This is a genomic window from Microcoleus sp. AT9b-C3 (genome assembly GCF_036705485.1).
Lineage (GTDB): Bacteria > Cyanobacteriota > Cyanobacteriia > Cyanobacteriales > Microcoleaceae > Microcoleus.
On record NZ_JAUBUR010000036.1, the window covers coordinates 34,679 to 56,831 of the forward strand.

The following is a 22,153-nucleotide window of genomic DNA, read 5'->3' on the forward strand; positions in this document are numbered from 1 at the left end:
AAATTTTTTGTTATGACTACTGATACTACTCCCAAGATTCTCGTCGTGGATGATGACGCTTCCATCCGCACTCTAGTTCATCGTTTTTTAACTCAGAAATATCAAGTAGATTCGGCAGCAGATGGCGAGACGGCTTTAGAATTGTTTGAGAAATTAAAGCCACTGCTAGTAGTTCTCGATTGGAATTTGCCGGATACTACAGGCTATCACCTCTGCCAGGAAATGCAGCGCCGTACTAATGTTTTTGTGATTATGCTAAGCAGCCGCACAGACGAAGCTGATAAACTTAAAGTCCTGTCCGCCGGTGCTGATGATTATATCTGTAAACCCTTTGGTTTGGCAGAGTTGGCAATTCGTATAGAAGTTGTGTTGAGACGGATGAGACCTGTGACTCCATCACGTATTGTATTCGATCAATTCGCGATCGATTCAGCCCGCCGGGAAGCAACACTCAACGGTCGCATTATCAAGTTAACAGCCTTGGAATTTAATATCCTGTATTTTTTGGCCAGTCATTCCGGTCAATCTTGGAGTCGCCAACAGCTAATTGAAAAAATTTGGGGGTGGAACTGCAACGACACAGGAGAAGAGAAAGTTGTTAGCGTACATATCGGTCAGATTCGCAAGAAAATGATTGAAGTTGATGCTAGTGGATCGCAGTTTATTAAAACTATTCGGGGTTACGGTTACAGGTTTGAGCCACCTTCGCCCACCGCAATGGCTATTTAGTAAGCTCATCGGCATTAACCACCTTATTTGGTGAAAAACCGATTTTCCCACGTGCCGTGGGGCAGCCAGATGCCTCCCAGAGAACGAACGCGATCGGGTAACATGAAGTAAGCCCAAGCCGTGCCTAAAGGTTTGAGGTGTCGATCGAAGATTTCGATTTCCTGGCGCTGATATTCGTTTTGTGTCGGTTCCCGCAGCGGATGATAGTCTTCCAGTCGGTCTAAATCGTCCAAAATAGCCGAGTTTGCGAAACAGAGGAGAAAGCCGCAGACTGTACCATCTCCGGCCATCATCGCAGGATAGCCGATCGGCAGCGCAAAAAGTTGACCGCGGGCGATCGCGGGACAAGCATCCACAACTTTTCCTTCGCAGTAGCGCAGGTAGTTGGACTCGCCGGGTTTGAGAGTGCCGTATACAAAGACTTTCATCGGGTAGGGCTTAACCGCTAGTTTTTGCTAACATAGATGGCTAAGCTAATAGTTTAAGTCTCGCGGGCGATCGCGACTGCAATCTTGATAAATTTCGTTGTTTACCTTTCTTATAATTCATGACTCTAGCAGTTAGTTTTATTGCTTTTGGACTTCGGCCTTTGTACTTGAGCTCTTTTTTGCCCCTTGACAGCTTGTTTTCGACTCAAGGGATTATGGTAATGCTGCTGGCGGCCTATGCCGGGGCGATGTGGATGTTTCTCACCAGTGCTCCGAAGGTACACACGGTGATGGTATCCGATCTCGGACAAGCGAGGGAGTTCTATGAAGGTATGCTAAACCTGCCCGTAGCAGAAGTGCCGCTGCACTACTACTACAATTACGAGCAAACTTTGGGGACAACTGGTATCGATCCCCTGTATTTGTCGCCGAATGTCGGGAGGGCAACGAGCTCTCAAACGATGGGGAGTCCCGAGGGTTTGTGGTATCAGTTGATGAAAAATACCCAACTGCACATTATTAGCGGGGCCGGTGCAGGAGAAAAAAATCGCCAGCGTCACGTTTGTTTCGATCGGGAATGTTTGGATCAGCTATTGATGAGGGTACAAACTCGCGGCATTAGTTATAAAATTCGCCGGGAAAAGCCACTGAATTTTTTGGTCAAGGATTATGACGGCCGGGTCATTGAAATGGCTGAGGTTAGTAATTAGATAAGACTCGGCGGTTGAAACCGATCGTACACAAAATTTAGTCTCCGCAGAGAGGGACAAAAGAATCAAAGGGATATTACATCCCAAGTTAGAAACCCGGTGGATCTAAACAACCGGGTTTCTTGTTGATTAATTAATCTTAGATTCAACGCTAGATTTTTCCGATGCCGCCGCTGCTTTAATCTCTGGAATAGCTTTCCGGCTGAAGATTTGGAAATACAGAGAAACAAAAAACTCTTTGACTGGAAAAACGATAAAAGTCAAAGGATTAATTGTCACGATGATATTCCGCGCATCGGCTTTAGCTTGTTTGACAACTTGCTGCGCTACCCAATCTGGCGACATAATGCCGATCGGGTTTAAGTTGCTTTTAAACGGCCCTAAAATCAGTTTGCGAACGATGCAGGGCGCGTCCAGCCGCCGCAGAGTGACTAAATCTCCCAGGGCGCGTTTGCTGAGTTCGTACAGGGGACTGACAGCGGGAATTACTTCTGCTTCGGAAGTGTTGATCCAGACTTCTTTGCAAGCGATGTTTTCGTTAGTGCGGACTGTTAAGAAAAAGAGTTCCATCAGCCGCCACGCGGAAAAAGTGTTAATTTCGTAGGAGTTTGCGATCGCCTCTCCTGTTCTTTCTTTCTGTACGTTAATCCCGTGATTGATGACGAGAATATCAATTTTTTCTAACAATTGAGCTAAATCTGCCTCTTGGCCGGCTTGCCAAGTTACGGTTTTTACAGGCAAAATCTCGCCGTCTAAATTCAAAGTAATTTCCTCATTTCCAGAGGAGAGGGCGATCACTTTTGCACCAGCTTTGTGCAAGTGTTTGAGTAGCAAACGCCCTAAAGTTCCCGATGCACCGGTGACGGCTACAGTTTTGCCTTTGAGAGAAAGTGCTGTACCCATAAGTTTATCTATTAAGGTGAAAGTACCGCAATAGTAAGCATTTTGATTGTCGAAGTGATGCCGCCAGTGATAAGGTTTATTAACTAACCACTTGCCAGGGGGAGTCAGGAAGTCTCCCGGTTGGTGGGTGATGTCGGTTAATTCGTCTGCGCCTTTGATGCCGCACCCGCGGGCGATCGCGCTCAACAAAAAGCCTAAAGTATAAATACAACCCGCTGCTGCGCCCCAGTGATATTCCGGCAGCCCAAAATAAGCTACAACCCACAGCAACAAGCCCAAAACCATCATCGCCGCAGCTTCGGGCACGTCGTGACGCCAGTGTGCTTGCTTGTAAATACTCTCGCTGACGGGGGTCAAATTCGGGCGGAAAACGCGGTGATGCCAAGTGTGCAGCTTTTGCAGGGGTGCCCAATAATGGGACACGACGTGATAAAAGTCTCGTATTATTTCTGCCCAGCAGACAGAAGCTATTGCCACAGCGCCGACTATCGAGTAATTTACCATGCTCGCACCAGTTTGAAATTTGAGATATTAGATATTGTCTGCTTTGAAAGATAACTTAAAATGGCTTTTATTGCTAGTGTGGAAGTTGACTCAGGCGTTTTAAAATCTGCAAAACCCGGTACAATTCATTGCCGGGATTGGAAATAACAAATTCCGCCGATCGGGCATACTGGGGAGTTTCGCCTATGACTAACTTGACAAAATTGAAGTTAGCACCTGTGGCAATCATGCCAAAAGTAGGAGTTTCTGGGTTGGGATCTGCCAGCATATATGTCAGGAGTTGTGCGAGTGCTTCGTCAGTTGAAAACGAAAGTTGTTTGGATTCAATTACTGTCACCCACAAGTTTGCTTTCATAATTAGGATATCTATTCTGCCTTCGTCTTCCTCTTGAATTGCGATCGACTTTTCGGCTTTGACTTTAAAAGGAGACTCATACAGACCGGCAATAAACAACATAGGGCTGATGATTGTTAGCTTGACTGCATTTTTCAATACAGGCGGGTTGTCTACCAAGTTGAAGTATATGTCTTGGACGCGATCGAGCAATGGTTTTTCTGAGTCTGTTACTTCGGGTAAGTTTTCTTGCCATTCTCGGAAAAATTCACTGTTGCGAACTCGCTGCAAGCCGAAGTTATCGATTAGATAGCGGAGGTTGATATCTCTGGATATAAGTTTTTGTATTAATCCTTAATAAAGGGTTTTATGGTTATTAAAAAGTTTAGCATAATTGGATTTTTAACCGCAGATGAACGCAAATGAACGCAGATGAAATTCTGAGTAAGTTAATGATGCCCAGATGTCTGTTCATGGGGATTTTTGATTGGCAATTCGCTGTTTTTGTGCAGCTTGCATTTGCAGCAATTGCGGCACGGTGACAAAACGATATCCCTGCTGTTTGAGTTTGGGAATAATTGCAGATAGCGCCTCGACTGTTTGCTGGCGATTGCCGCCACCGTCGTGCAACAATACGATCGCCCCGGTTGAAGCTTGAGATAGCACGCTACGGGCGATCGCAGCGGCCGGAGGTTGCAGAAAGTCTTTAGGGTCGATCGACCACATCACTACTACATAATTTTTCTTTTTAGCGTAATTTGCCAAACCGTTATTTAAGCGGCCGCCGGGAGGGCGAAACAAGAAACTTTTTGCCCCAGTCGATCGATAAATATGGACGCCAGTATTATCTATTTCATCCGATGCTGTTTTTTCGGTAACATTGTGAGAATAGTGATGCCAAGTATGATTGCCGATCGCATTTCCCGCTTGCACAACTCTTTTCGCAATTTCTGGATACTCCCGCAAATTTGCACCCAAGCAGAAAAAGGTGCCCACAACTTGATGTTTGTGCAAAACTTCTAATATTTTCAAAGTTTCAGGCGTTGGGCCATCGTCAAATGTCAGGGCGATAACTTTTGAGTTGTTAATACTAGCTTTATAAACAATTTGGCTGCGAAATTGCGCGGGCGGTGCGAAGACTAAAGGTTGTTGGGGAGGTTTGGGAGAGGGAGTTGCGGGGGGAGAAGGGGGTGTTTTTAGTTTTCGGGGTTTCAGGAGGTTTGGCGGGGGATTTTCAACGGGTGCGATCGGTATTAACGGATTTGAATTGGCGGTTTTTCTGTTTGACCACAACAGGGAATTTGTGAGGCTCAATCCGATAAGTATAACGGTTTTAATTATCCATTTTTTATTGACTTTTGCACTCATCAGGTCTACTATTTGTTTTGAACAATCTAATTATGCCTGATTGTTCTGCCAGCTTGAAAGTTTGGTAATTTTTTTTTCCCAAGGTTGATAGGACTAAAGCAACACTTAGGCCAAAACCGGGTTTTCTTAGGCAAATCACTCGTGATTCGCTGCTGATTCCCATAGAAAAACCCGGTTTATTGCTCAAAAGTCTACCCTTTCATGCTCTTGCGGCGACCATAAAACAAGGTGATGATACCCTTTGCCTCCAGAAATATATCTACAATCGGCAAGTTTGCCGTGCCCTTTCATCCTCCGGTTCTTGCCACCCAAAAGCAAAATGGCTCACCGCATTAATTTGGGGCGTCGCAGAGCGAATAGCCTGCATTTGAATCTCCAAAGACGGCCGATTTTTCAGAGGTTTTCCCCAATCTCCAGCAATGGCAGGAATAATTTTTGCTCCCGCAGGCGCTAAACTCACTGTCCGCTGCACCTGTGGCACAATGCAGCTTACATCCCCGCAATTTCCGTAAGACATGGCGTGGAATTCTAAAGTAGCCGGAAATGTGTCCCAAGGCTGCAATCTCGAATCATATCCCCCTTGATTTATCGCTTGATTTGCAGTGGGAAAAAACACTGCTCCTACAGGAATTCCCATCCTTTGAGCTGGTTGAATTGCTATCCCCAAAAAATCTAAAATCCCTTGGACTGCGTGAGCAACACTCAGTTTCCACAAATCTTTTTGCAGAATGCCGGTATCGGGAAGCCGCGGTGTCGGTTTTGGTGTGGGAGTTGTAGGGTTTGGCTTGTTAGCGGCGGGAGTTGTTGAGGCAGATCTGGATGCGGCATTCTGCGTTCTTGAAGGTGAAGTTGCTACTGACATCGCCTGCGGAATTCGCCCTTGCCAAAGAGGTTCTCGCTCAGTTGGATACTGTTTGACTACTGCTTGAACATCATTAGTATTGATAAATCCCTTAGTCAAATATCGCTGAATTAAATCTCGCCCTTGCTGATTGCTAGCTCGCTGCAAAAGAACTTGCTGCGATGCTGGGCCGTAAATCCACAAGTCTTGAACTTTGGTAGCAACTGAAGCGGGTCCGATGCCCCTTAGATAGCGAATGTAGTCGAATAACATTCCTTGCGGCTTGCGCTTGACTATTTGATTTACTAACAAAGTATAGTCTTGTCGTGCTTGCGGGTTGTACGGATCGATAAAGGCTTGATTGCCCGGAACTTCTCCGAAGTCCTCGTTAATGGCTGCTTCTTCACTTACTGTTAAACTTGTCTGATTTTTACCGTTGATAGCGAGGGTTTGCTGTCTGTCGGAACGCTGAGAATAGCTATAGCCAAAGTTCATGGTAAATAACCAGGCGTAAACTTTTAAACCTCGCTGTTTGCCTTTGGCGATCGCCTTTTCTAACAAATCGTATTTCTCGTAACCGCGATTTCTCACAACAGAAGGCCAAGCCGTTGGATTGTCGGCTGCTGGGAGAAGCACTTGACCATCGTAAAACACTTCGACATAGACTTGGTTGTAGCCTTTATTCACAACTTTGTCTAATACTCGATCGATTTCTCCGGGCCTGACATCGCAGGGATACAAACGCAGCCAAACTGCTTGGGTTTCCGGCCAAGTTTTTTGGCGGCATTCTGCTATTTCCCGCGCGTGTTTGTTCAAAACATCAAAATATGCTTGCTGGGATTCCCGTTTTCCTGACAGCGCGGCGCGGCGCAAGTCTTCTTTTTGATTTACCTGTTCTTGGGATAATTGGCAATAGGCTGATGTTTGGGCAAAAGCTGGTTGATTTCCGATAAACGGCCAAACAAGCTGGCTGATGAAGCTACTGGTTAAAACAGCAGTTACCGCACTTAAAAAGCGTCGCTGGTGTTGAAAATTCGCGATGCGAGTTGGTGCAATTTTCATGGGAGAATTGAATGGGGTTTTCTGGTTTAAATTGGGTGGCGATCGCATTTTTGCGATCGCGCTCAACAAGCAGCTACAAATTTTCTACTTTTTTCCGTTGACTTAGTTATGGCACAAGTCGATCGCACACTGCAAATTCTATCTGGTGGCTATTTAAATCCAATAAGGGCGATCGGGTAAGATAAGACTGGGCGATTAAACCGTTTTGCAGTATTTTTTCCCTACATGCTGCATAAAAAAGCGCCTGGTACAGTGGGCGCTAAAAGCAGTTGATATTTCTACTAAAAATTGTTAACACTCAAATATCAAGGATGAAAGATGAATTATTAAAATTTATCCTCGATCCTAAATTTTGAGATTAAGCTCCTCTGTTAAGAGCAGCTTCAATCTGCTGAAATTCTGACTCAAGGCGCTTTTTCAATTTTTCAGGAACGGGACGGTTTGGATAGGAACTGTAATGTCCTGCCAAAGAGTTTAATGCCGTCCGCATTGTCGTGAAAGAGGCCAGCTTGGTAAGAGCGGGATCGCGGCGGTATTCAGCAAAAAAATCGTTGATACTTGTGCGAGCCTTGGCTTGAGCGGCTGCTTTTTCCGGCGTGCCCTCTGGCAAAGTGAGCGCTGTTCTCAAGCTGTTCACTAATGCTAATGTGTCTTGGCCATAATCTCCACTCAGAGTGGCCGGAACATTGGTACAGCCCGCTACGCCGATGACAACAACTAATACCAGGGCTAACAGACGGGAAATGTAATGCTTCATAAGGGTTAAGAAAAATGGAAGCGAAAGCTGCAATCAAAATTAACCTTTATCCTATCTCGAATTGAGGTAATAATGCCAATTTTTCAAAATCTTTGCATTGATACCATGAAACAGAAAATTTGTCAATCTAAAATCTAAAATCTAAAATCTAAAATCGATTGATTTGTCCAGCAACGACGGAGAGAATTTGGGTTTGTCGCAGCCACTGAGCATCAAAAGCCCCTAGGTGAGTTGTAGTAATCAGAGTTTGAAATCGTTCTTGAATTGTTTCTAAAAGTTGATTTTGGCGGCTCAGATCGAGTTCTGCAAGTACGTCGTCGAGCAACAGTAAAGGCGCTTCGCCGACGACTTCTTCAATAAGCTGCAATTCGGCTAATTTTAATGCTAATACCAGAGTTCGCTGCTGACCTTGGGATGCGTATTGACGAGCTGGGGTATTGTTAATTGTAAATGTAATGTCGTCGCGGTGGGGGCCGACTAAAGTGGTTCCTTGAAACTGTTCTGCGATCGCCCTTTTTTGAATTTTCTCTAAAAATGCTTGCCGCACTCCTTCGAGATTGTCTTTAGCGATAAATTCTGAACTTACTTCAATATTAGCCTCGTATTTCACATCTAAAACTTCTGCTGAACCGCTAATTGAACGGTGCCAATTTCGAGCTAAAGGCATCAATCGCTCCAAAATTCGATCGCGCCTGCGGATGACGCGAGCTCCCGCTGTCGCCAACTGCGCGTCCCACAAAGCTAATTCTGAACTGGGAATGGGGAATTGGGAGTTGGGAATTGGGAATTGGGAATTGGGAATTGGTAATGGGGAATTGAGGAGGAGAAAGTCATCTTTATTTTCCGGTTCGGGACTTTCGGGTGTCATAAATCGCATTTTGTCAAAACTGTCGGAAAATTCAGCTTTGCGGATTTCTTTAGAACGTTTCAACAGAGCGTTTCTCTGGCGCAAAATTTGGTTGTACTGCTGCAAAATGTGAGCGTAAATCGGTTCTAATTGGATGACTAGGCGATCGATCCAATTGCGCCTTCCTTCGGGGCCGCCGCGCACTAAGTCCAAATCCAAACAAGAAAATTGCACTACATTTAAGACACTCAAAAAGTCTAAATGGCGGCGCAGCGGTTCACCGTTGAGCTTGAGTGTCCGACGCGCCGCAGAGCGAAGAGTTAAAGCTAAGTCGATCGCTCCGGTTTGACGTTCGAGTGTAGCATCAATTTGCCCGATCGGCTTTGAGTCGAGTATTAAATCGCGATCGCGCCCTACCCGGTGGCTTTTTAAGGTAGAAAGCAACTCTACCGCTTCTAACAAGTTAGATTTTCCTTGAGCGTTATTTCCTACTAAAATGGTTTTGGGAGCGTCAAACGCTACCTTTTGATCGAAATAGTTCCGAAACTGCCTTAGATGCAGCGTTTTCAAATACATAATATTGGGAATCGGGAATCGGGAATCGGGAATTCGGAATTCGGAATTGGGAATTGGCAGTAAAGTTATCGTAGGGTGCGCATTGCGCACCTTACCTATGCAATGGCGAATCTGTGGAATTGCACTTTTTGCGGATCGTTGCGCTTGCAATGACTTTATAGTGTTGACAATCTGGTCAAATGCGAGCAGTCTAACGAATAATGAAATATCGCTCAGTCTTCGTCAGCCGTTAACACTATTTTCTAGATTTGTAAAAGCGCAAGAACAGTTTTTCCATTTCGATCCAGACAAACATCAGAGCGCTGAAACCGAAGCAAACTAGCAACTCAAACCCCGTTAAATAATGAGTGCCGAAAAATGCTCTCAGGGGCGGAACGTAAATCAGCATCAATTGCAGAATAGTAGTCACAATTACAGCCCCCCACACAAAAACATTAGTGAAGGGATTTAACTCCATAGTTAGCTGAGTGTTAGACCGAATTGCGATCGCGTGACCCATTTGTGCCAAACAAAGAGTTGTAAACACCATTGTTTTCCAAGCCTCGGGATCTCCCACATGATTAGGGTTGGTGGTATATCCGTAAGCCCAGGACATCATTGCGATCGTCAAAATTGCAAAAATAATCCCGATCCGAATCATGTAAGAACCCAAACCCCGCGCAAAAATACTTTCTCGCGGACTGAAAGGAGGCCTTTTCATCACGTTCGGTTCCCCCGGTTCCACGGCCAAGGCCAAAGCGGGAACGCCGTCTGTTACTAAGTTCATCCACAAAATTTGCAGCGGCGTCAGCGGCACTCCTCCCAAACCCATTAAAGGTGCGGCCGCAATTGTCAAAACTTCGCCGATGTTGCTGCCCAAAATGTATTTAATAAAGCGGCGAATATTGCTATAAACCACTCGCCCTTCTTCAGCGGCAGCGACAATAGTGGCGAAGTTGTCGTCTAGGAGCACCATATCGCTAGCTTCTTTGCTGACATCGGTGCCGGTAATCCCCATGGCGATGCCGATATCGGCTTGTTTCAAGGCGGGGGCGTCGTTAACTCCGTCGCCGGTCATTGCGACAAATTTGCCCCAACTTTGCAAAGCTTGGACTATTCGCAATTTGTGTTCGGGGGAAACGCGGGCGTAAACGCTAACCTGTTCGACTTGCTGTTTGAGTTCTTCTTGGCTGAGCTTTTCTAATTCTTGACCGGTGAGAACTCGATCGCCCTCTGTCGCAATACCTAAATCGTAGGCGATGGCTTTTGCAGTCAATTGGTGGTCTCCTGTAATCATCACCACCCGAATGCCTGCATCGCGGCACTTCCTCACTGCTTCCCGCACTTCCGGGCGCGGGGCGTCCAGCATACTGACGAGTCCCAGCCAAATCATGTCTTGTTCGCTGGTTTCCTCAGAACCTTCGGGCGGCACGTTTTCCCAGAGTTTGTACGCAAACCCGAGGACTCGCAAACCGCCGCTTGCCATGTTGTTGTTTTCGGCGAGGATGCGATCGCGCATTTCCTGGGTTAAAGGTTGTACTCGATCGCCGACTATAATGCCTTTGCAGCGCTCCAAAGTCAACTCTGGAGAACCTTTGGTCAGCATCAAATAATTCGGCTGCTGTCCTTGGACTGCGGGAAATCCCGAATGTCCCGATCTGCCGGGCACTTCGCAAATCACGCTCATCCGCTTGCGTTCCGAAGAAAAAGGAAATTCCGCCGTCCGCGGCAGCAATTGAGACTGTTTTTCCTTATAAATGCCTGCTTTTCCCGCTACACACAGCAGAGCTCCTTCTGTGGGGTCGCCTAAAATCTGCCATTCTTGCTGTTCTTGTTGCAATACGGCGTCGTTGCAAACTGCACAGGCAATTAATAAAGATTCGAGTTCTGGATATTCCTCTAAATTATTAATTTTGGCCGATGTCAGCCGATCGGTAAAATCTCCGATCGGGGCATAGCCAGATCCTGCGACGGCGACAGTGCAGTCGCCCGTAGACACTAGCTGAACTACCATTTTATTTTGAGTCAGAGTACCTGTTTTGTCAGAACAAATGGTAGTTACCGAGCCCAAAGTTTCTACTGCAGGCAGTTTGCGAATCAGGGCGTTTCGCTTCACCATCCGCCTAGTTCCGAGTGCTAGAGTGACTGTCACGACTGCTGCGAGTCCTTCGGGAACCACAGCCACAGCCATGCTCAGAGAAACTTCTAACAACTCTTCCCACCTGCTGGTATCGAACCCGATGCTGCCGTTTTGGAAGGTAATCATGCCGCCGATGACGACAATTGCGACTAAGCTTAGGGCTCCGGAGACTAGAACATTTCCCAACTGGCTCATCCGCTGTTGCAGGGGAGTCGGTTCGCTTTCTACTGACTGAAGCATGGTGGCAATTTTGCCCAGTTCAGTTTGCATTCCGGTGTTGGTGACGATCGCCTTTGCTCGTCCCTGAACAACTTCTGTGCCCTGAAAAATCAGGTTGAGTCGATCGCCCAAGGAAGCATCTGCTGGAAGTTCTAGCTCTGCTTGCTTGGTAACTGCTAAAGCTTCCCCTGTCAAAGCAGATTCTCTGACTTGCAAGTTGGAAGTTTCGATCAAGCGTGCGTCTGCTGCTATTTTTACCCCAGCCTCTAACAGCATTACGTCTCCGGGTACGAGTTCCTTGGCTGCTATTTCCGAAGTTTTGCCGTCCCGCAGGACTCTGACTAGGGGGGAAGCAAGGTTTTTGAGGGCTGCGAGGGCTTTTTCAGCACTTTGCTCTTGGAAAAAGCCGAGAATACCGTTGAGTATGACGATCGCAAAAATGGCGATCGCATCTTTGGGAAAAGTATTCGACCGAATGTCCAAAAAAGCCGAAATCACGGCCACACCCATCAGCATTACCAACATGATGTTGGTGAACTGATCGACAAAAATCGACCACGGACTGCGGCCTCCTGTTTCTTCGAGTTCATTGGGGCCGTATTGCTGCAAGCGTTCTGACACCTGTTGGCTGCTCAAGCCAGCCTCTTTGTTGCTGCTTAGCTGGTTGAGAGTTTTGTCAATTGCTACGGTGTGCCAAGAAGAGGGAGAATTTGAAGACATAAATTACGATCAAGGATGGGGCATAAAGGTGGTTGCGGCCGGACAGCTACAGCCGATCCATCTGGCTGATTACAGTGAGAGAGTTTTAAGTTTTGATCTGTGAATAAAAAACTGTTGAACTTGGGACTGGTTTTGGGCGGCTCGATGCGGTAGAGCAAAAAGCTTTTAACTTCACTGCCTCTGCAGGCCCGATCGCGCCGTTTGTAGGCCTACGGCTGATAGCACCTATCCACCTTACTACTAAAAATTAGCAATTCCTTCGGCTATTACGCAGAAAAGAAGCTGAAAGCAAGAGTGATTTTATTACGGGGATGCAACCGTGCGCCGCAGGTTAAAACTTACCTTAAAACAAACGCAATCAAACGCTCGTATCCGAACTCATCTATTTCCCATTGTTTAATGTTAAAAGACAAATGGCGCTGGGGCGACAGGTCTCGATCGCCTCTGTTGCTTTTCTCAGCATCAACAATGCTCAGCTTGCCACACCGTTCCGTGCCACTAGCCTGTGGGAAGCAGAACATATAACAGATAGATGAAGACAGTTTTTTTGCAACCGCTGTGGTGACAAACAGTAGATAGATGCTCGCTGCGGTCAAGTTCCATGACTCCCCAGACCCAGCATCCCCGCGTTTTGAAAGACCGGGCCCGGTCTTTCAACTTCCAACGGCTGAGTTATGTTGCTAAATGCTGATATTTCCAGCAAAAGCTGAGGCTGTGGCTAGGGGGTTCACAATCTTTTGGGTTTTGCCCGCACCGAATTCTGCGGCCCTCCTGACATGGGGCAGAATTTTTGGTTTTTTTTCTATTCCCCCAGTCTTCTTTTACGAAAACTTTAATTTACTTAACATTTTTTAACAATTTCGATTTTCCAGAGAAAGCCAACAAAGGCGATCGGCCCACTAGATGGGTCGGGGCGCTTCACCCGCGACTGCAGAGGCGATCGAAGCAAACTCTGCGTTTAATTTTGCAAGCCCGCATCTACCGCAGGAATGAGATTAGCCCGGACTTGCCCAGGCAGACATTTACCTTCTTAGAGAGATAACTTTCTGTAATAATTTGTAATAAACAAAGACGGGCGAGCGTTGTATAAAGATTATCAGAGGGTTGAAACGACAGGCCAAAGTTAACAAAAACACTGATTGACAAGGTTTGTCGCATCTCATAAAAGATGTTAAAATTTCTAAGGTTTCTTAAACGTCCGTTACGATGTAACAATAGTGCAGGTAGCGGAAAGGGAGAACTCGATCGGACCAGCAGATTAGCTGGCATCAAATTTCAACCCTTGCAGGCACTCGTAGCCTGAACAAATTTAACTTAACGGTTTTATACCGCAACCAAACTCAATTAACTCAAGTAGGAGAGTTCTTTCATGTTTGACGCATTTACAAAAGTGGTTTCCCAATCTGACGCTCGGGGCGAATTTCTAGCTCAAGGCCAACTCGATGCTCTCAGCAGCATGGTTTCCGACGCCAACAAGCGGATTGACGCAGTAAACCGCATCACCGGCAACGCATCCAGCATCGTAGCCAATGCAGCTCGCACCTTGTTCGCTGAACAGCCACAACTGATCGCTCCTGGTGGCAATGCCTACACCAACCGCCGCATGGCAGCTTGCTTGCGCGATATGGAAATCATCTTGCGCTACGTCACCTATGCAACATTTGCAGGCGACGCCAGCGTTTTGGACGACCGCTGCTTGAACGGTCTGCGTGAAACATACCAAGCTCTGGGAGTTCCCGGTGGCTCTGTTGCAGCCGGCGTGCAAAAAATGAAGGAAGCAGCAATTGCGATCGCTAACGACCCCAACGGTGTTACCCGTGGTGATTGCAGCTCGCTAATGTCTGAAATCGGCAGCTACTTCGACCGCGCAGCTAGTGCAGTCGGCTAAAAATAGCCAAGCGAACCTTTCTTGTAAAGAAGCGAGCATCGCATTTTTGCAAACAATCATTTTTGTACAAAAACAACACAACATTAGGGAGAAACCAGAACAATGAAAACCCCTTTGACTGAAGCAGTAACAGCAGCCGATTCTCAAGGTCGTTTCCTCAGCAGCACTGAACTGCAAGTTGCTTTCGGCCGTTTCCGCCAAGCAGCAGCAGGTTTGGAAGCAGCCAAAGCTTTGACCGCCAACTCTCAGCGCTTGATCGACGGTGCAGCTCAAGCTGTGTACAACAAATTCCCGTACACACAACAAATGCAAGGCCCGAACTACGCTTCTACCCCAACAGGTAAAGCGAAGTGCTCTCGCGACATCGGCTACTACCTGCGGATGGTAACCTACTGCTTAGTTGCAGGCGGCACCGGTCCGATGGACGAGTACCTGATTGCAGGTGTTGACGAAATCAACCGGACATTTGAATTGTCTCCTAGCTGGTACGTTGAAGCCCTCAAGTACATCAAAGGCAACCACGGTCTCAGTGGCGACGCTGCAACTGAAGCTAATTCCTACATCGACTACGCAATCAACGCTCTGAGCTAGATTTGCGTGATGCCCGGGATTGTAAGCTGCTGTTAGCTTAAGTGTTAGCGGTTGTTTACAATTCCGGGCATCTGCGATCCAAGCCTAGTTTTGCAAATACTTTTTTAAGCAGTTTTCAATTTTTAAAGCAAAAAAGGAAGAAGCAAAGATGGCGGGATTAGGTGCAGCAGAACGGTTGGGAATAAAAGCATTTGAAGAAGCGGGACGGGTAGAACTGCGCCCCCACTGGACGCAAGAGGATGCGAAAGCAGTAATTCGCGCTGCTTACAGCCAAGTTTTCGGCAACGAGTATTTAATGTCGAGCGAACGACTTACCAGTGCTGAATCTCTGCTGCTGCAAGGGCAGATTTCAGTGAAAGATTTTGTGCGGTCAATTGCACATTCCGAAAGCTATCGGAAAAAGTTTTTTTATCCGAACTCGCAAACGCGGTTAATTGAGCTTAATTATAAGCATTTGTTGGGCCGCGCTCCTTACGACGAGTCGGAAATTGCTTTCCACGTTGATTTGTACAATGCAGAAGGCTACGAAGCTGAAATCAATTCTTACATTGACTCAGTTGAGTATCAAGAAAATTTTGGCGAAAGTGTAGTGCCTTACTATCGCGGTTTCGCGACTCAAAGAGGTCAAAAAACCGTCGGTTTTAACCGGATGTTTCAACTGTACCGGGGTTTTGCTTCTAGCGATCGATCGCAAAACCAAACCCAAGCCCGGCTGACTTGGGAAGTAGCGAGAAATATGGCTTCGCCGATATACACGGCCTCCACCGGAAAAGCCCTTGGCGGCACCTCCGGCGGTTCTCGCGACCAACTCTACCGAGTCACCGCAATGCAAGGTTCCGCTAATTTTTTGCCTCAAGTGCGGCGGACTACTACCGAATATCTCGTGCCTTACGAGCAACTTTCGAGCCGTTTGCAGCAAATCAACAAACGTGGCGGCAAAGTGGTAAGTATTACCACAGCTTAAAGTTTGTAAAGACGGTTTTTTTGGAAACGTCTTTAGCAAATTAGGACTAAGGCTAAAAAATTCTTCAATTTTATATGTATAGGTAAGGTGTGCAGTGCACACCCTACTTTGAGGCATATTATCCTTAGTCCTAAAAATTTCAAGTGCAACCAAGCATTAAACTTTTGTCATTAATAATTTAGGAGAAAATCTGGTGGCGATTACAACAGCAGCGTCCAGACTAGGAACATCAGCATTGAGCGATGCGCCGAAGGTAGAATTGCGCCCGAACTACACCAAAGACGACGTTGAAACTGTGATTCGTGCGGTTTACCGTCAGGTGTTGGGCAACGACTATTTAATGAAATCCGAGCGACTTACGAGTTCCGAGTCTTTGCTGCGGGACGGCAGTTTGAGTGTACGAGAATTTGTACGCGCTGTAGCTAAGTCAGAACTGTACAAAACCAAGTTTTTCTACAACAGTTTCCAAACTCGGACGATCGAGCTAAACTACAAACACTTGCTCGGTCGCGCTACCTACGACGAATCTGAAGTAATTGAGCACTTAGATTTGTACCAAACAAAAGGCTACGACGCTGATATTGATTCTTACATCGATTCAGTAGAGTATCAAGAAAACTTCGGCGAAAGTATCGTTCCCTACTACCGCGGCTTTAACACCCAGCGGGGCCAAAAAACCGTCGGTTTTACCCGGATGTTCCGGCTGTATCGCGGCTATGCAAACAGCGATACATCTCAACTAGAAGGCAATAACTCTCGCTTAGCTGTCGAACTCGGCACTAACACCGCCACGGCTGTAATTGGGCCTTCTGGCGGTAACGAAGGTTGGGCATATCGACCTTCTGCCAGAAACGTAACTCCCACCAGCACTTTCGGGGGCGCTGCAGCTTACGGCAAAGAAGGGCGGCTGGTGCGCGTGGAAGTTTCCGGCATTCGCACGGGCGGCTATCCCAGCGTGCGCCGCAGCAGCAAGGCTTTCATCGTACCTGTTGAGGAGTTGTCCTCGCAAATGCAGAAATTTCAACGCATGGGCGCGAAAATCGCCAGCATTACTCCAATTTAGTCAGTTGGCAGTTGGCAGTTGGCAGTTACTAGCTTTTAGTCAATGGTCAACAGTCAACAGTCAACAGTCAGAATTACCAATTACCAAGAAGCTTATGTTGGGTCAAATTGTAGCTGGAAAAAGTGGCAATACAGCTTCGGCCGGTCGCTGCTTTCGGTATGAAGTTGTCGGCTTGCGCCAAAGCGATGAAACAAATAATGTGGATTATTCGATTCGATCGAGCGCGAGTACATTTATCAACGTGCCTTACAATCGGATGAATCAAGAAATGCAGCGGATTACTCGCATGGGCGGGAAAATTGTCAGCATTCATCCTTTAAACGCGGGTGCAGAATCATCCCATGAATCATCGGGTGATCACCAATAGTTTGGTTGCAGGGGCGATTAAAATCGCTCCTTGTCAAGCTAGAAGGGGCGATGAAAATCGCTTCTTGTCAAACCAAGTCCGCCTGCGCGGAATAAGAGTTAATGCAACCCGCGCAGGCGGGTTTTGTCTGTTTAGGAGCGATTTCAATCGCCGAATAACTAATAACTAATAACTAATGACTATGGATTATTACGAATCTGACTCACCGCCGGCGGGTGTAGCTGAGGGCGAGTCTTTAACTGTGGAACAGGCGATCGCAAATTTGCACTCCCAAGATTACAGTCTGCGGTATTATGCTGCTTGGTGGATTGGTAGATTTAGAGTCAAGGAACCGGCAGCTATTGCAGCTTTAATTGCCGCATTAGAAGAAGAGTCAGAACAAACAAAAATCGGCGACTATTCCCTATTGCGAAATGCGGCGCGGGCTCTGGGTAAATTGGGCGACAAGCAAGCCTTACGGGCACTGATTCATTGTTTGGAATGCGCTGATTATTACGTCCGAGAAGCGGCGGCTCAAGCTCTAGAAATGTTGGGCGATATCGATTCTATTGCGCCACTAATGAAGCTATTGGATGGGGGCGTAGCTGTGGCCGTGCGAGTGCCAGGAAAATCGCACCTCGTGCAACCCTACGACTCGGTAATTGAAGCTTTGGGAACGCTGAAAGCGACAGAAGCAATACCGCTAATTTCACCTTTTTTAGAGCATTCTGTGGAGCGGGTGCAGTACGCTGCGGCGCGGGCGATGTATCAGTTAACTGGTGAGCGGGTTTACGGAGAGCGGTTGGTAACTGCTTTGAATGGTGATAATTTGCAGTTGAGACGATCGGCTTTGATGGACTTGGGGGCGATCGGCTATTTGCCGGGAGCCCAAGCTATTTCTGAAACTTTAGCAGAAAATAGCCTGAAATTGATTGCGCTCAAAGGAGTTTTGGAGCATCACCTCAATCAACAAGAATCACTATCTTTGTCAGATGAAGCTATCCAAGTTATGAATTTAATGGATAGTTTGCTTTAAAAAAAATTAGTTCCTAACTAAAATAGGATTGCTGTAGCGATGCTCAATTTTCTCGCGTAAATTCAGGAAACAGCACATTTCAGGAAACAGCAGTGCTGTTTCCCTACCGCCTATCTATATTTCAGTACATTCAGGAAACAGCAGTGCTGTTTCCCTACCGCCTATCTGTATTTCAGGCAGTAGAGAACTATTTTATCGGTTTTATCCGGGTGAATCTATGGCCGATTATTTGATGGAATAAGAAACGAGGCTTTAGGTACTAATTTTTATAAATTTCAGTGAAAATACTGAGGTTTGTAGCTGTACTTGGTGAAAGCTAGCCTGTTAAAATAATATTACCATCTGGATGAGTTTTCAGTTAAAAAAGTTTGGGTTTTGACTGCGGGCGATCGCGGAATGCTGGGAGATGGTTGTGTAGCAGCTAGAAGTATAAATCGGGGGATTCATCATGAACAACGATCCTTTTGAAGTCCAGGTGCAACATTTTGCAGCGCTTAAGTCCAAGTATCAAGCAACAAAATATGAAGATTCATCTCCTGGTAGTCTTCTGTATCTCATCCTGCGAAAAGCTGATTTAGAATGTGCAATTACCGGCTTCGAGTGGGATTGGTTACTAAACCAAGAGCTTTTGGAAACAATAAAAGCTATCGAGCAAGAGCCACTACATAAGGCTGAAGAACGAAGAAAACTAGATGCTAATTTTTCTCAACTCAAGTCTAAATTTAAAGTAACCAGAGGGCTAAGCATATCCAGTCCTTTGTATCCTATCCTTTGGAAACTTGACTCAGGAAATCAGCTAACTGACTTAGAAGTTAAATATCTGCAAGGACAGGGGCTTACTGAAATAGTTGCTATCGTTGAAGAGATGGCGCGATTTGCTGCACTAAAGGCTAAGTACCAAGCAACTGAATATCCAGATTGTTCACTTGATAGCCCCTTGTATCAAATTCTCAAGCAACTCGATGCACGACAAATATTAAGTGATGTAGAGGCTAACTGGCTGTTCAACAACCAACTGGTTGATACTCTAGAAATTTTTTGGCAACAAAAAGCTGTACGGGAAGCTGAATTTGCCCAACTCAAGGATAAGTACAAAGCTAGTGAATACCCAGAAACATCTGTCTCTAATCCGCTCTATCAAATCCTGAAAAAGCTGAAGTGGGATATACAGTTGAGCGAGTCAGAACTTAACTGGCTGGAAGAGCATCAACTGAGCGAAACGCTTAGCATGGTTTTGGAGATTGAACAAACACGGCACTTTGCTAAACTTAAGGTTAAGTATAAAGCTACTACTTATGAGGATTCATCCCTCTCTAGCCATCTGTATAAAGTTCTCAAAAAAATTGATTTAGAAAGTCAGCTAGGTGAGCATGATATTAACTTTCTGAAAAAGCGTAAACTGACCGAGACAATTACTCTTGCACTGGACAAATATGCTGCTAGTCTCAAGTCCAAAATCCAATCGGGAGAGCATTTAAGTGAGGCTGATATTGATTGGCTCAAACAGAATGGACGTGAAGATGTAATTACTTTTGCCCAAGAAAAGGAATTTGCTGCTCTGAAGTCTAAGTATGATGTGTCGAACTATAAAGATCGGGCACCTTCTAGTCCGTTGTACGCAATTCTGCAAAAACTGGATAAAGGAGAGCGACTGGAACCAACAGATGTTGCTTGGCTTGAGGAGAATAAAATTGAAGCATCTCAACCCAGCTATAGCTATTATGGGTGGCACGAAGAACGCCGATATCAAGGGCAGAGACTGTTCTCTGGCAAGATTTTTACAGCTTACCACCAAATCGAAGCACTTTTTTATGAACAGGAGTACAAACATACTGGAAATAAATGGAAGTTGCCTAATGCCAGCAGTCATTGGCGCAAGGCTGAGCAACCGAGAAGTGCATTGAAGCTGACAGAAAATCTGGACTTCGACAAAATTAAAGAAAATAAGCTCAAGTCAGCTTTGCTAACAACTAGGGGCGGTGCTTTTCGAGATATTAATAAACTAGATGATACGGAAAGATGTGCCCTAAAAGCTATTGAGTATCAGCCTCAGAGTCATCATCCTTACACTTTGATGGGAGCTATTTGTTTTGAGCGGAGTCAATTTTCAGAGGGTGAGCGTTGGTTTAACGAGGCAATTAAACGCGGTGCTTCACCCAGAGATCAGGATGCGGAAATGAAGCGGGTTGTCAAAAATGCTAAAAATGGGAAGCGTCGGGAAGTTGTCGAATATCTGCTGAAAAAAGATCCGCAGCGGTATGCTTGGGCTAAGTTTTATCGGAACCGCCAAGACGGTTAGGGTGCACAGTGCAAGACATCCTAGGGCGGGTATGGAGTCGAGTTTTTTGCCGATTCGACTCTTTAACCAAGACTGTCCTACTTTGAGCTGGGGAAGCTTTCCAAGTCGATCGCCGCGCCTTACCCACGCTGCAAAAAGTTCGATCGCGCGATCGACCCAACCTACAATTACAATAGTCACGGTAAAGCTTACAAATAAATGGCATTAGAACTAATTCAGGCTGTCGAACAAGCAGATTCTTCCGAAGGCTTGTTAAACTCCGTCAAAGCACTGGCTGCAGCTTCCTCAAAAGAAGCAATTCCTACCTTAATTACAGTGCTCGGTTACAACAACCCAGGCGCCGCTGTTGCCGCCGTTGATGGGCTAATTCAACTTGGAGAACCTGCGGTGCAGCCGCTTCTAGAACAGCTTGACGGCTACAATTACGGGGCGAGAGCTTGGGCTGTTCGGGCTTTGGCGGGAATTGGCGACCCCAGGGGTTTGGAGATTTTGCTCGATGCAGCGGCGAATGACTTTGCTTTGAGCGTGCGGCGGGCGGCGGCGAGGGGTTTGGGGACGATTTGTTGGGAACTGATGCCGACAGAACAAATTGCAGATGCTCAACTTCGCGCTGTGAAAACGCTACTGCAAGCGTCCCGCGATCCAGAATGGGTGGTTCGCTACGCAGCAGCGGGGGGTTTGCAAGCTTTGGCGGGTGCTGCGACTGTTAAACCGGATTGGTTAGCCGAAGTTTCGGCCAGACTTGAGGAAATCACCCAAAGCGATGAAACTACTTCAGTTAGGGCTCGGGCTTTGCTTGCTAAGGAAAAATTTTCACTTGGGTAGGGTTTGGGCGATCGTCTCTTCCAAGTCCCCTTGAGTGAGAGTCGTTAATATAAAGACTTCTTGTACGGTTTTGCCCTGTCTGGCGATGATTTTAAATCCCCCGCGGATGGGTACTGACACTCTTAATGTCATGCGGGGGATGTGTCCTTTAACTTTGTTGATGACGCCCGGAGTGACTGTTTGAATGCCCATTTTTTGGGTGAGGCGCTCTAAAATTGGTATCAAACCGGGAAGGTGGGTAGAGTGATTCCAAACTAGGCGGCCTTTGGGTTGTGCGTTCATAAATATTTAACCAAATTCAACATACCCAGTCTAAGCCACCCCTGGCTGGAACCAATTTGAAATTCCCTCAAATTATTTATCAATAACGTTACTGTGCGTGTCATTGCCAGCAAACCGAGACAATCTCAAACCGAGATTTTTGATTCCTGGCGCGCAAGCTAAGATTTGATGGCGCACAATTGTCCTGTACTGTTTGATGTTGTGGGTTGCTAACTGTGGGTTTTTCTAGTTGAGCGGCGATCGCCCGGAGCATGTCTGCGAGGCTGCAAGGTTTCTTGAGATAGCCGTCTGCTTTGAGTTCCAGGGCTTTTTCCATTTCGGAGGCTGTCATAAAAATAAACGGAATGTTGGCGGTTGCAGGGTGCGATCGCACGGCAGCAAATACTTCAAAACCGTCGAGTTCCGGCATCATGACATCAGACAAAATTAAATCGGGAATTTGTGCAGCTAACTGGATACCAACTTTTCCATTCTCGGCGCATATAACTTCAAAACCGCGCGATTCCAGAAGTTCTAATACCGTTTCTCGAATTAAGTGATCGTCTTCAATTACTAATATTTTTTTCATTTGTTTGAGCTCGCTCTTTACTTTGTTTTTAGGGCTGTGTTATAATTGTTACAGGTGAGTTTTAAATAATTCAATAGGGTTATTGCAAAAAACCGCTTTTGACTCGCACTTTTTACAGCTTTGTGTATGCTCGCAGTTATACACAAGACTTGAGTTATCAGCAGCTTTACCTTA

At 46.2% G+C, this 22,153-nt stretch carries 21 protein-coding genes; 11 read left to right on the forward strand and 10 right to left on the reverse strand.

Annotated features, from left to right (window positions below; all coding sequences use genetic code 11):
- The first annotated feature begins 12 nt into the window (after positions 1-12).
- Positions 13-729: a response regulator transcription factor gene (locus tag QUB77_RS25490; protein ID WP_333178393.1), complete on the forward strand. Its 717-nt coding sequence runs from the start codon at positions 13-15 to the stop codon at positions 727-729.
- Positions 730-752: 23 nt separating this feature from the next.
- Here QUB77_RS25490 and QUB77_RS25495 read toward each other — a convergent pair whose 3' ends face one another.
- Positions 753-1,157 carry a gamma-glutamylcyclotransferase gene (locus QUB77_RS25495; protein ID WP_333178391.1) on the reverse strand — a complete coding sequence of 135 codons (405 nt, stop codon included), beginning with the start codon at positions 1,155-1,157 and terminating at the stop codon, positions 753-755.
- A gap of 119 nt (positions 1,158-1,276) precedes the next feature.
- Between QUB77_RS25495 and QUB77_RS25500 the strand changes: the two genes are divergently transcribed.
- Positions 1,277-1,867 carry a glyoxalase-like domain protein gene (locus tag QUB77_RS25500; protein ID WP_333178388.1) on the forward strand — a complete coding sequence of 197 codons (591 nt, stop codon included), beginning with the start codon at positions 1,277-1,279 and terminating at the stop codon, positions 1,865-1,867.
- Positions 1,868-1,996: 129 nt separating this feature from the next.
- Here the strand turns inward: QUB77_RS25500 and QUB77_RS25505 are convergent, their stop codons facing one another.
- The 7 genes from QUB77_RS25505 to QUB77_RS25535 all read right to left on the reverse strand — a co-directional run bounded on the left by QUB77_RS25505 (position 1,997) and on the right by QUB77_RS25535 (position 12,117).
- On the reverse strand, positions 1,997-3,274 hold the full coding sequence (locus QUB77_RS25505; RefSeq protein WP_333178385.1) for a bifunctional sterol desaturase/short chain dehydrogenase: 1,278 nt from the start codon (positions 3,272-3,274) through the stop codon (positions 1,997-1,999).
- A 73-nt stretch (positions 3,275-3,347) separates the two neighbouring features.
- Positions 3,348-3,899 (reverse strand): restriction endonuclease subunit R, encoded by a 552-nt coding sequence (locus tag QUB77_RS25510; protein WP_445251772.1) that lies wholly within the window; start codon positions 3,897-3,899, stop codon positions 3,348-3,350.
- A gap of 180 nt (positions 3,900-4,079) precedes the next feature.
- Positions 4,080-4,976 (reverse strand): polysaccharide deacetylase family protein, encoded by an 897-nt coding sequence (locus tag QUB77_RS25515; protein ID WP_333178382.1) that lies wholly within the window; start codon positions 4,974-4,976, stop codon positions 4,080-4,082.
- Positions 4,977-5,235: 259 nt separating this feature from the next.
- Positions 5,236-6,879 (reverse strand): family 10 glycosylhydrolase, encoded by a 1,644-nt coding sequence (locus QUB77_RS25520; protein ID WP_333178379.1) that lies wholly within the window; start codon positions 6,877-6,879, stop codon positions 5,236-5,238.
- Positions 6,880-7,237: 358 nt separating this feature from the next.
- On the reverse strand, positions 7,238-7,636 hold the full coding sequence (gene psb27 / locus QUB77_RS25525; RefSeq protein WP_333178376.1) for a photosystem II protein Psb27: 399 nt from the start codon (positions 7,634-7,636) through the stop codon (positions 7,238-7,240).
- Positions 7,637-7,784: 148 nt separating this feature from the next.
- Positions 7,785-9,059, reverse strand: coding sequence for a DNA replication/repair protein RecF (locus QUB77_RS25530; RefSeq protein WP_333178473.1), 1,275 nt, complete (start codon positions 9,057-9,059; stop codon positions 7,785-7,787).
- A 235-nt stretch (positions 9,060-9,294) separates the two neighbouring features.
- Positions 9,295-12,117, reverse strand: coding sequence for a cation-transporting P-type ATPase (locus tag QUB77_RS25535; protein ID WP_333178373.1), 2,823 nt, complete (start codon positions 12,115-12,117; stop codon positions 9,295-9,297).
- Between the two features lie 413 nt (positions 12,118-12,530).
- Between QUB77_RS25535 and QUB77_RS25540 the strand changes: the two genes are divergently transcribed.
- The 9 genes from QUB77_RS25540 to QUB77_RS25580 all read left to right on the forward strand — a co-directional run bounded on the left by QUB77_RS25540 (position 12,531) and on the right by QUB77_RS25580 (position 21,129).
- Positions 12,531-12,653 carry a hypothetical protein gene (locus QUB77_RS25540; RefSeq protein WP_333323583.1) on the forward strand — a complete coding sequence of 41 codons (123 nt, stop codon included), beginning with the start codon at positions 12,531-12,533 and terminating at the stop codon, positions 12,651-12,653.
- A gap of 833 nt (positions 12,654-13,486) precedes the next feature.
- The gene (locus tag QUB77_RS25545) at positions 13,487-14,005 is read left to right on the forward strand and encodes a phycocyanin subunit beta (protein ID WP_332948147.1); all 519 of its coding nucleotides are present in this window, start codon (positions 13,487-13,489) and stop codon (positions 14,003-14,005) included.
- Between the two features lie 102 nt (positions 14,006-14,107).
- Positions 14,108-14,596 carry a phycocyanin subunit alpha gene (gene cpcA / locus QUB77_RS25550; RefSeq protein ID WP_006631256.1) on the forward strand — a complete coding sequence of 163 codons (489 nt, stop codon included), beginning with the start codon at positions 14,108-14,110 and terminating at the stop codon, positions 14,594-14,596.
- A 148-nt stretch (positions 14,597-14,744) separates the two neighbouring features.
- The gene (locus QUB77_RS25555; RefSeq protein WP_333178371.1) at positions 14,745-15,560 is read left to right on the forward strand and encodes a phycobilisome linker polypeptide; all 816 of its coding nucleotides are present in this window, start codon (positions 14,745-14,747) and stop codon (positions 15,558-15,560) included.
- A 193-nt stretch (positions 15,561-15,753) separates the two neighbouring features.
- Complete coding sequence (locus tag QUB77_RS25560; protein ID WP_333178368.1) at positions 15,754-16,623, forward strand: phycobilisome linker polypeptide; 870 nt, start codon at positions 15,754-15,756, stop codon at positions 16,621-16,623.
- A 4-nt stretch (positions 16,624-16,627) separates the two neighbouring features.
- On the forward strand, positions 16,628-16,990 hold the full coding sequence (locus tag QUB77_RS25565) for a phycobilisome linker polypeptide (protein WP_333178365.1): 363 nt from the start codon (positions 16,628-16,630) through the stop codon (positions 16,988-16,990).
- A gap of 175 nt (positions 16,991-17,165) precedes the next feature.
- Positions 17,166-18,005: a HEAT repeat domain-containing protein gene (locus QUB77_RS25570; protein ID WP_333178361.1), complete on the forward strand. Its 840-nt coding sequence runs from the start codon at positions 17,166-17,168 to the stop codon at positions 18,003-18,005.
- A 448-nt stretch (positions 18,006-18,453) separates the two neighbouring features.
- The gene (locus QUB77_RS25575; protein ID WP_333178359.1) at positions 18,454-20,304 is read left to right on the forward strand and encodes a hypothetical protein; all 1,851 of its coding nucleotides are present in this window, start codon (positions 18,454-18,456) and stop codon (positions 20,302-20,304) included.
- A 198-nt stretch (positions 20,305-20,502) separates the two neighbouring features.
- The gene (locus QUB77_RS25580) at positions 20,503-21,129 is read left to right on the forward strand and encodes a HEAT repeat domain-containing protein (RefSeq protein WP_333178356.1); all 627 of its coding nucleotides are present in this window, start codon (positions 20,503-20,505) and stop codon (positions 21,127-21,129) included.
- On the opposite strand, the gene QUB77_RS25585 is transcribed toward QUB77_RS25580, so the two are convergent.
- Both QUB77_RS25585 and QUB77_RS25590 read right to left on the reverse strand, forming a co-directional pair.
- Positions 21,118-21,411, reverse strand: coding sequence for a DUF2103 domain-containing protein (locus QUB77_RS25585; RefSeq protein ID WP_333178354.1), 294 nt, complete (start codon positions 21,409-21,411; stop codon positions 21,118-21,120). The two genes, QUB77_RS25580 and QUB77_RS25585, sit on opposite strands and share 12 nt — an antisense overlap.
- Before the next feature lie 100 nt (positions 21,412-21,511).
- Entirely contained in the window at positions 21,512-21,979 is a 468-nt protein-coding gene (locus tag QUB77_RS25590) for a response regulator (RefSeq protein WP_333178352.1), read from the reverse strand.
- Between the last annotated feature and the right edge of the window lie 174 nt (positions 21,980-22,153).

Excerpts from the sequence above, each read along its gene's own strand:
- QUB77_RS25490 (WP_333178393.1), top strand. The coding sequence starts at position 13 with ATGACTACTGATACTACTCCCAAGATTCTCGTCGTGGATGATGACGCT.
- QUB77_RS25495 (WP_333178391.1), bottom strand. The coding sequence starts at position 1,157 with ATGAAAGTCTTTGTATACGGCACTCTCAAACCCGGCGAGTCCAACTAC.
- QUB77_RS25500 (WP_333178388.1), top strand. The coding sequence starts at position 1,277 with ATGACTCTAGCAGTTAGTTTTATTGCTTTTGGACTTCGGCCTTTGTAC.
- QUB77_RS25505 (WP_333178385.1), bottom strand. The coding sequence starts at position 3,274 with ATGGTAAATTACTCGATAGTCGGCGCTGTGGCAATAGCTTCTGTCTGC.
- QUB77_RS25515 (WP_333178382.1), bottom strand. The coding sequence starts at position 4,976 with ATGAGTGCAAAAGTCAATAAAAAATGGATAATTAAAACCGTTATACTT.
- QUB77_RS25520 (WP_333178379.1), bottom strand. The coding sequence starts at position 6,879 with ATGAAAATTGCACCAACTCGCATCGCGAATTTTCAACACCAGCGACGC.
- psb27 (WP_333178376.1), bottom strand. The coding sequence starts at position 7,636 with ATGAAGCATTACATTTCCCGTCTGTTAGCCCTGGTATTAGTTGTTGTC.
- QUB77_RS25530 (WP_333178473.1), bottom strand. The coding sequence starts at position 9,059 with ATGTATTTGAAAACGCTGCATCTAAGGCAGTTTCGGAACTATTTCGAT.
- QUB77_RS25535 (WP_333178373.1), bottom strand. The coding sequence starts at position 12,117 with ATGTCTTCAAATTCTCCCTCTTCTTGGCACACCGTAGCAATTGACAAA.
- QUB77_RS25540 (WP_333323583.1), top strand. The coding sequence starts at position 12,531 with ATGGCGCTGGGGCGACAGGTCTCGATCGCCTCTGTTGCTTTTCTCAGC.
- QUB77_RS25545 (WP_332948147.1), top strand. The coding sequence starts at position 13,487 with ATGTTTGACGCATTTACAAAAGTGGTTTCCCAATCTGACGCTCGGGGC.
- cpcA (WP_006631256.1), top strand. The coding sequence starts at position 14,108 with ATGAAAACCCCTTTGACTGAAGCAGTAACAGCAGCCGATTCTCAAGGT.
- QUB77_RS25555 (WP_333178371.1), top strand. The coding sequence starts at position 14,745 with ATGGCGGGATTAGGTGCAGCAGAACGGTTGGGAATAAAAGCATTTGAA.
- QUB77_RS25570 (WP_333178361.1), top strand. The coding sequence starts at position 17,166 with ATGACTATGGATTATTACGAATCTGACTCACCGCCGGCGGGTGTAGCT.
- QUB77_RS25575 (WP_333178359.1), top strand. The coding sequence starts at position 18,454 with ATGAACAACGATCCTTTTGAAGTCCAGGTGCAACATTTTGCAGCGCTT.
- QUB77_RS25580 (WP_333178356.1), top strand. The coding sequence starts at position 20,503 with ATGGCATTAGAACTAATTCAGGCTGTCGAACAAGCAGATTCTTCCGAA.
- QUB77_RS25585 (WP_333178354.1), bottom strand. The coding sequence starts at position 21,411 with ATGAACGCACAACCCAAAGGCCGCCTAGTTTGGAATCACTCTACCCAC.
- QUB77_RS25590 (WP_333178352.1), bottom strand. The coding sequence starts at position 21,979 with ATGAAAAAAATATTAGTAATTGAAGACGATCACTTAATTCGAGAAACG.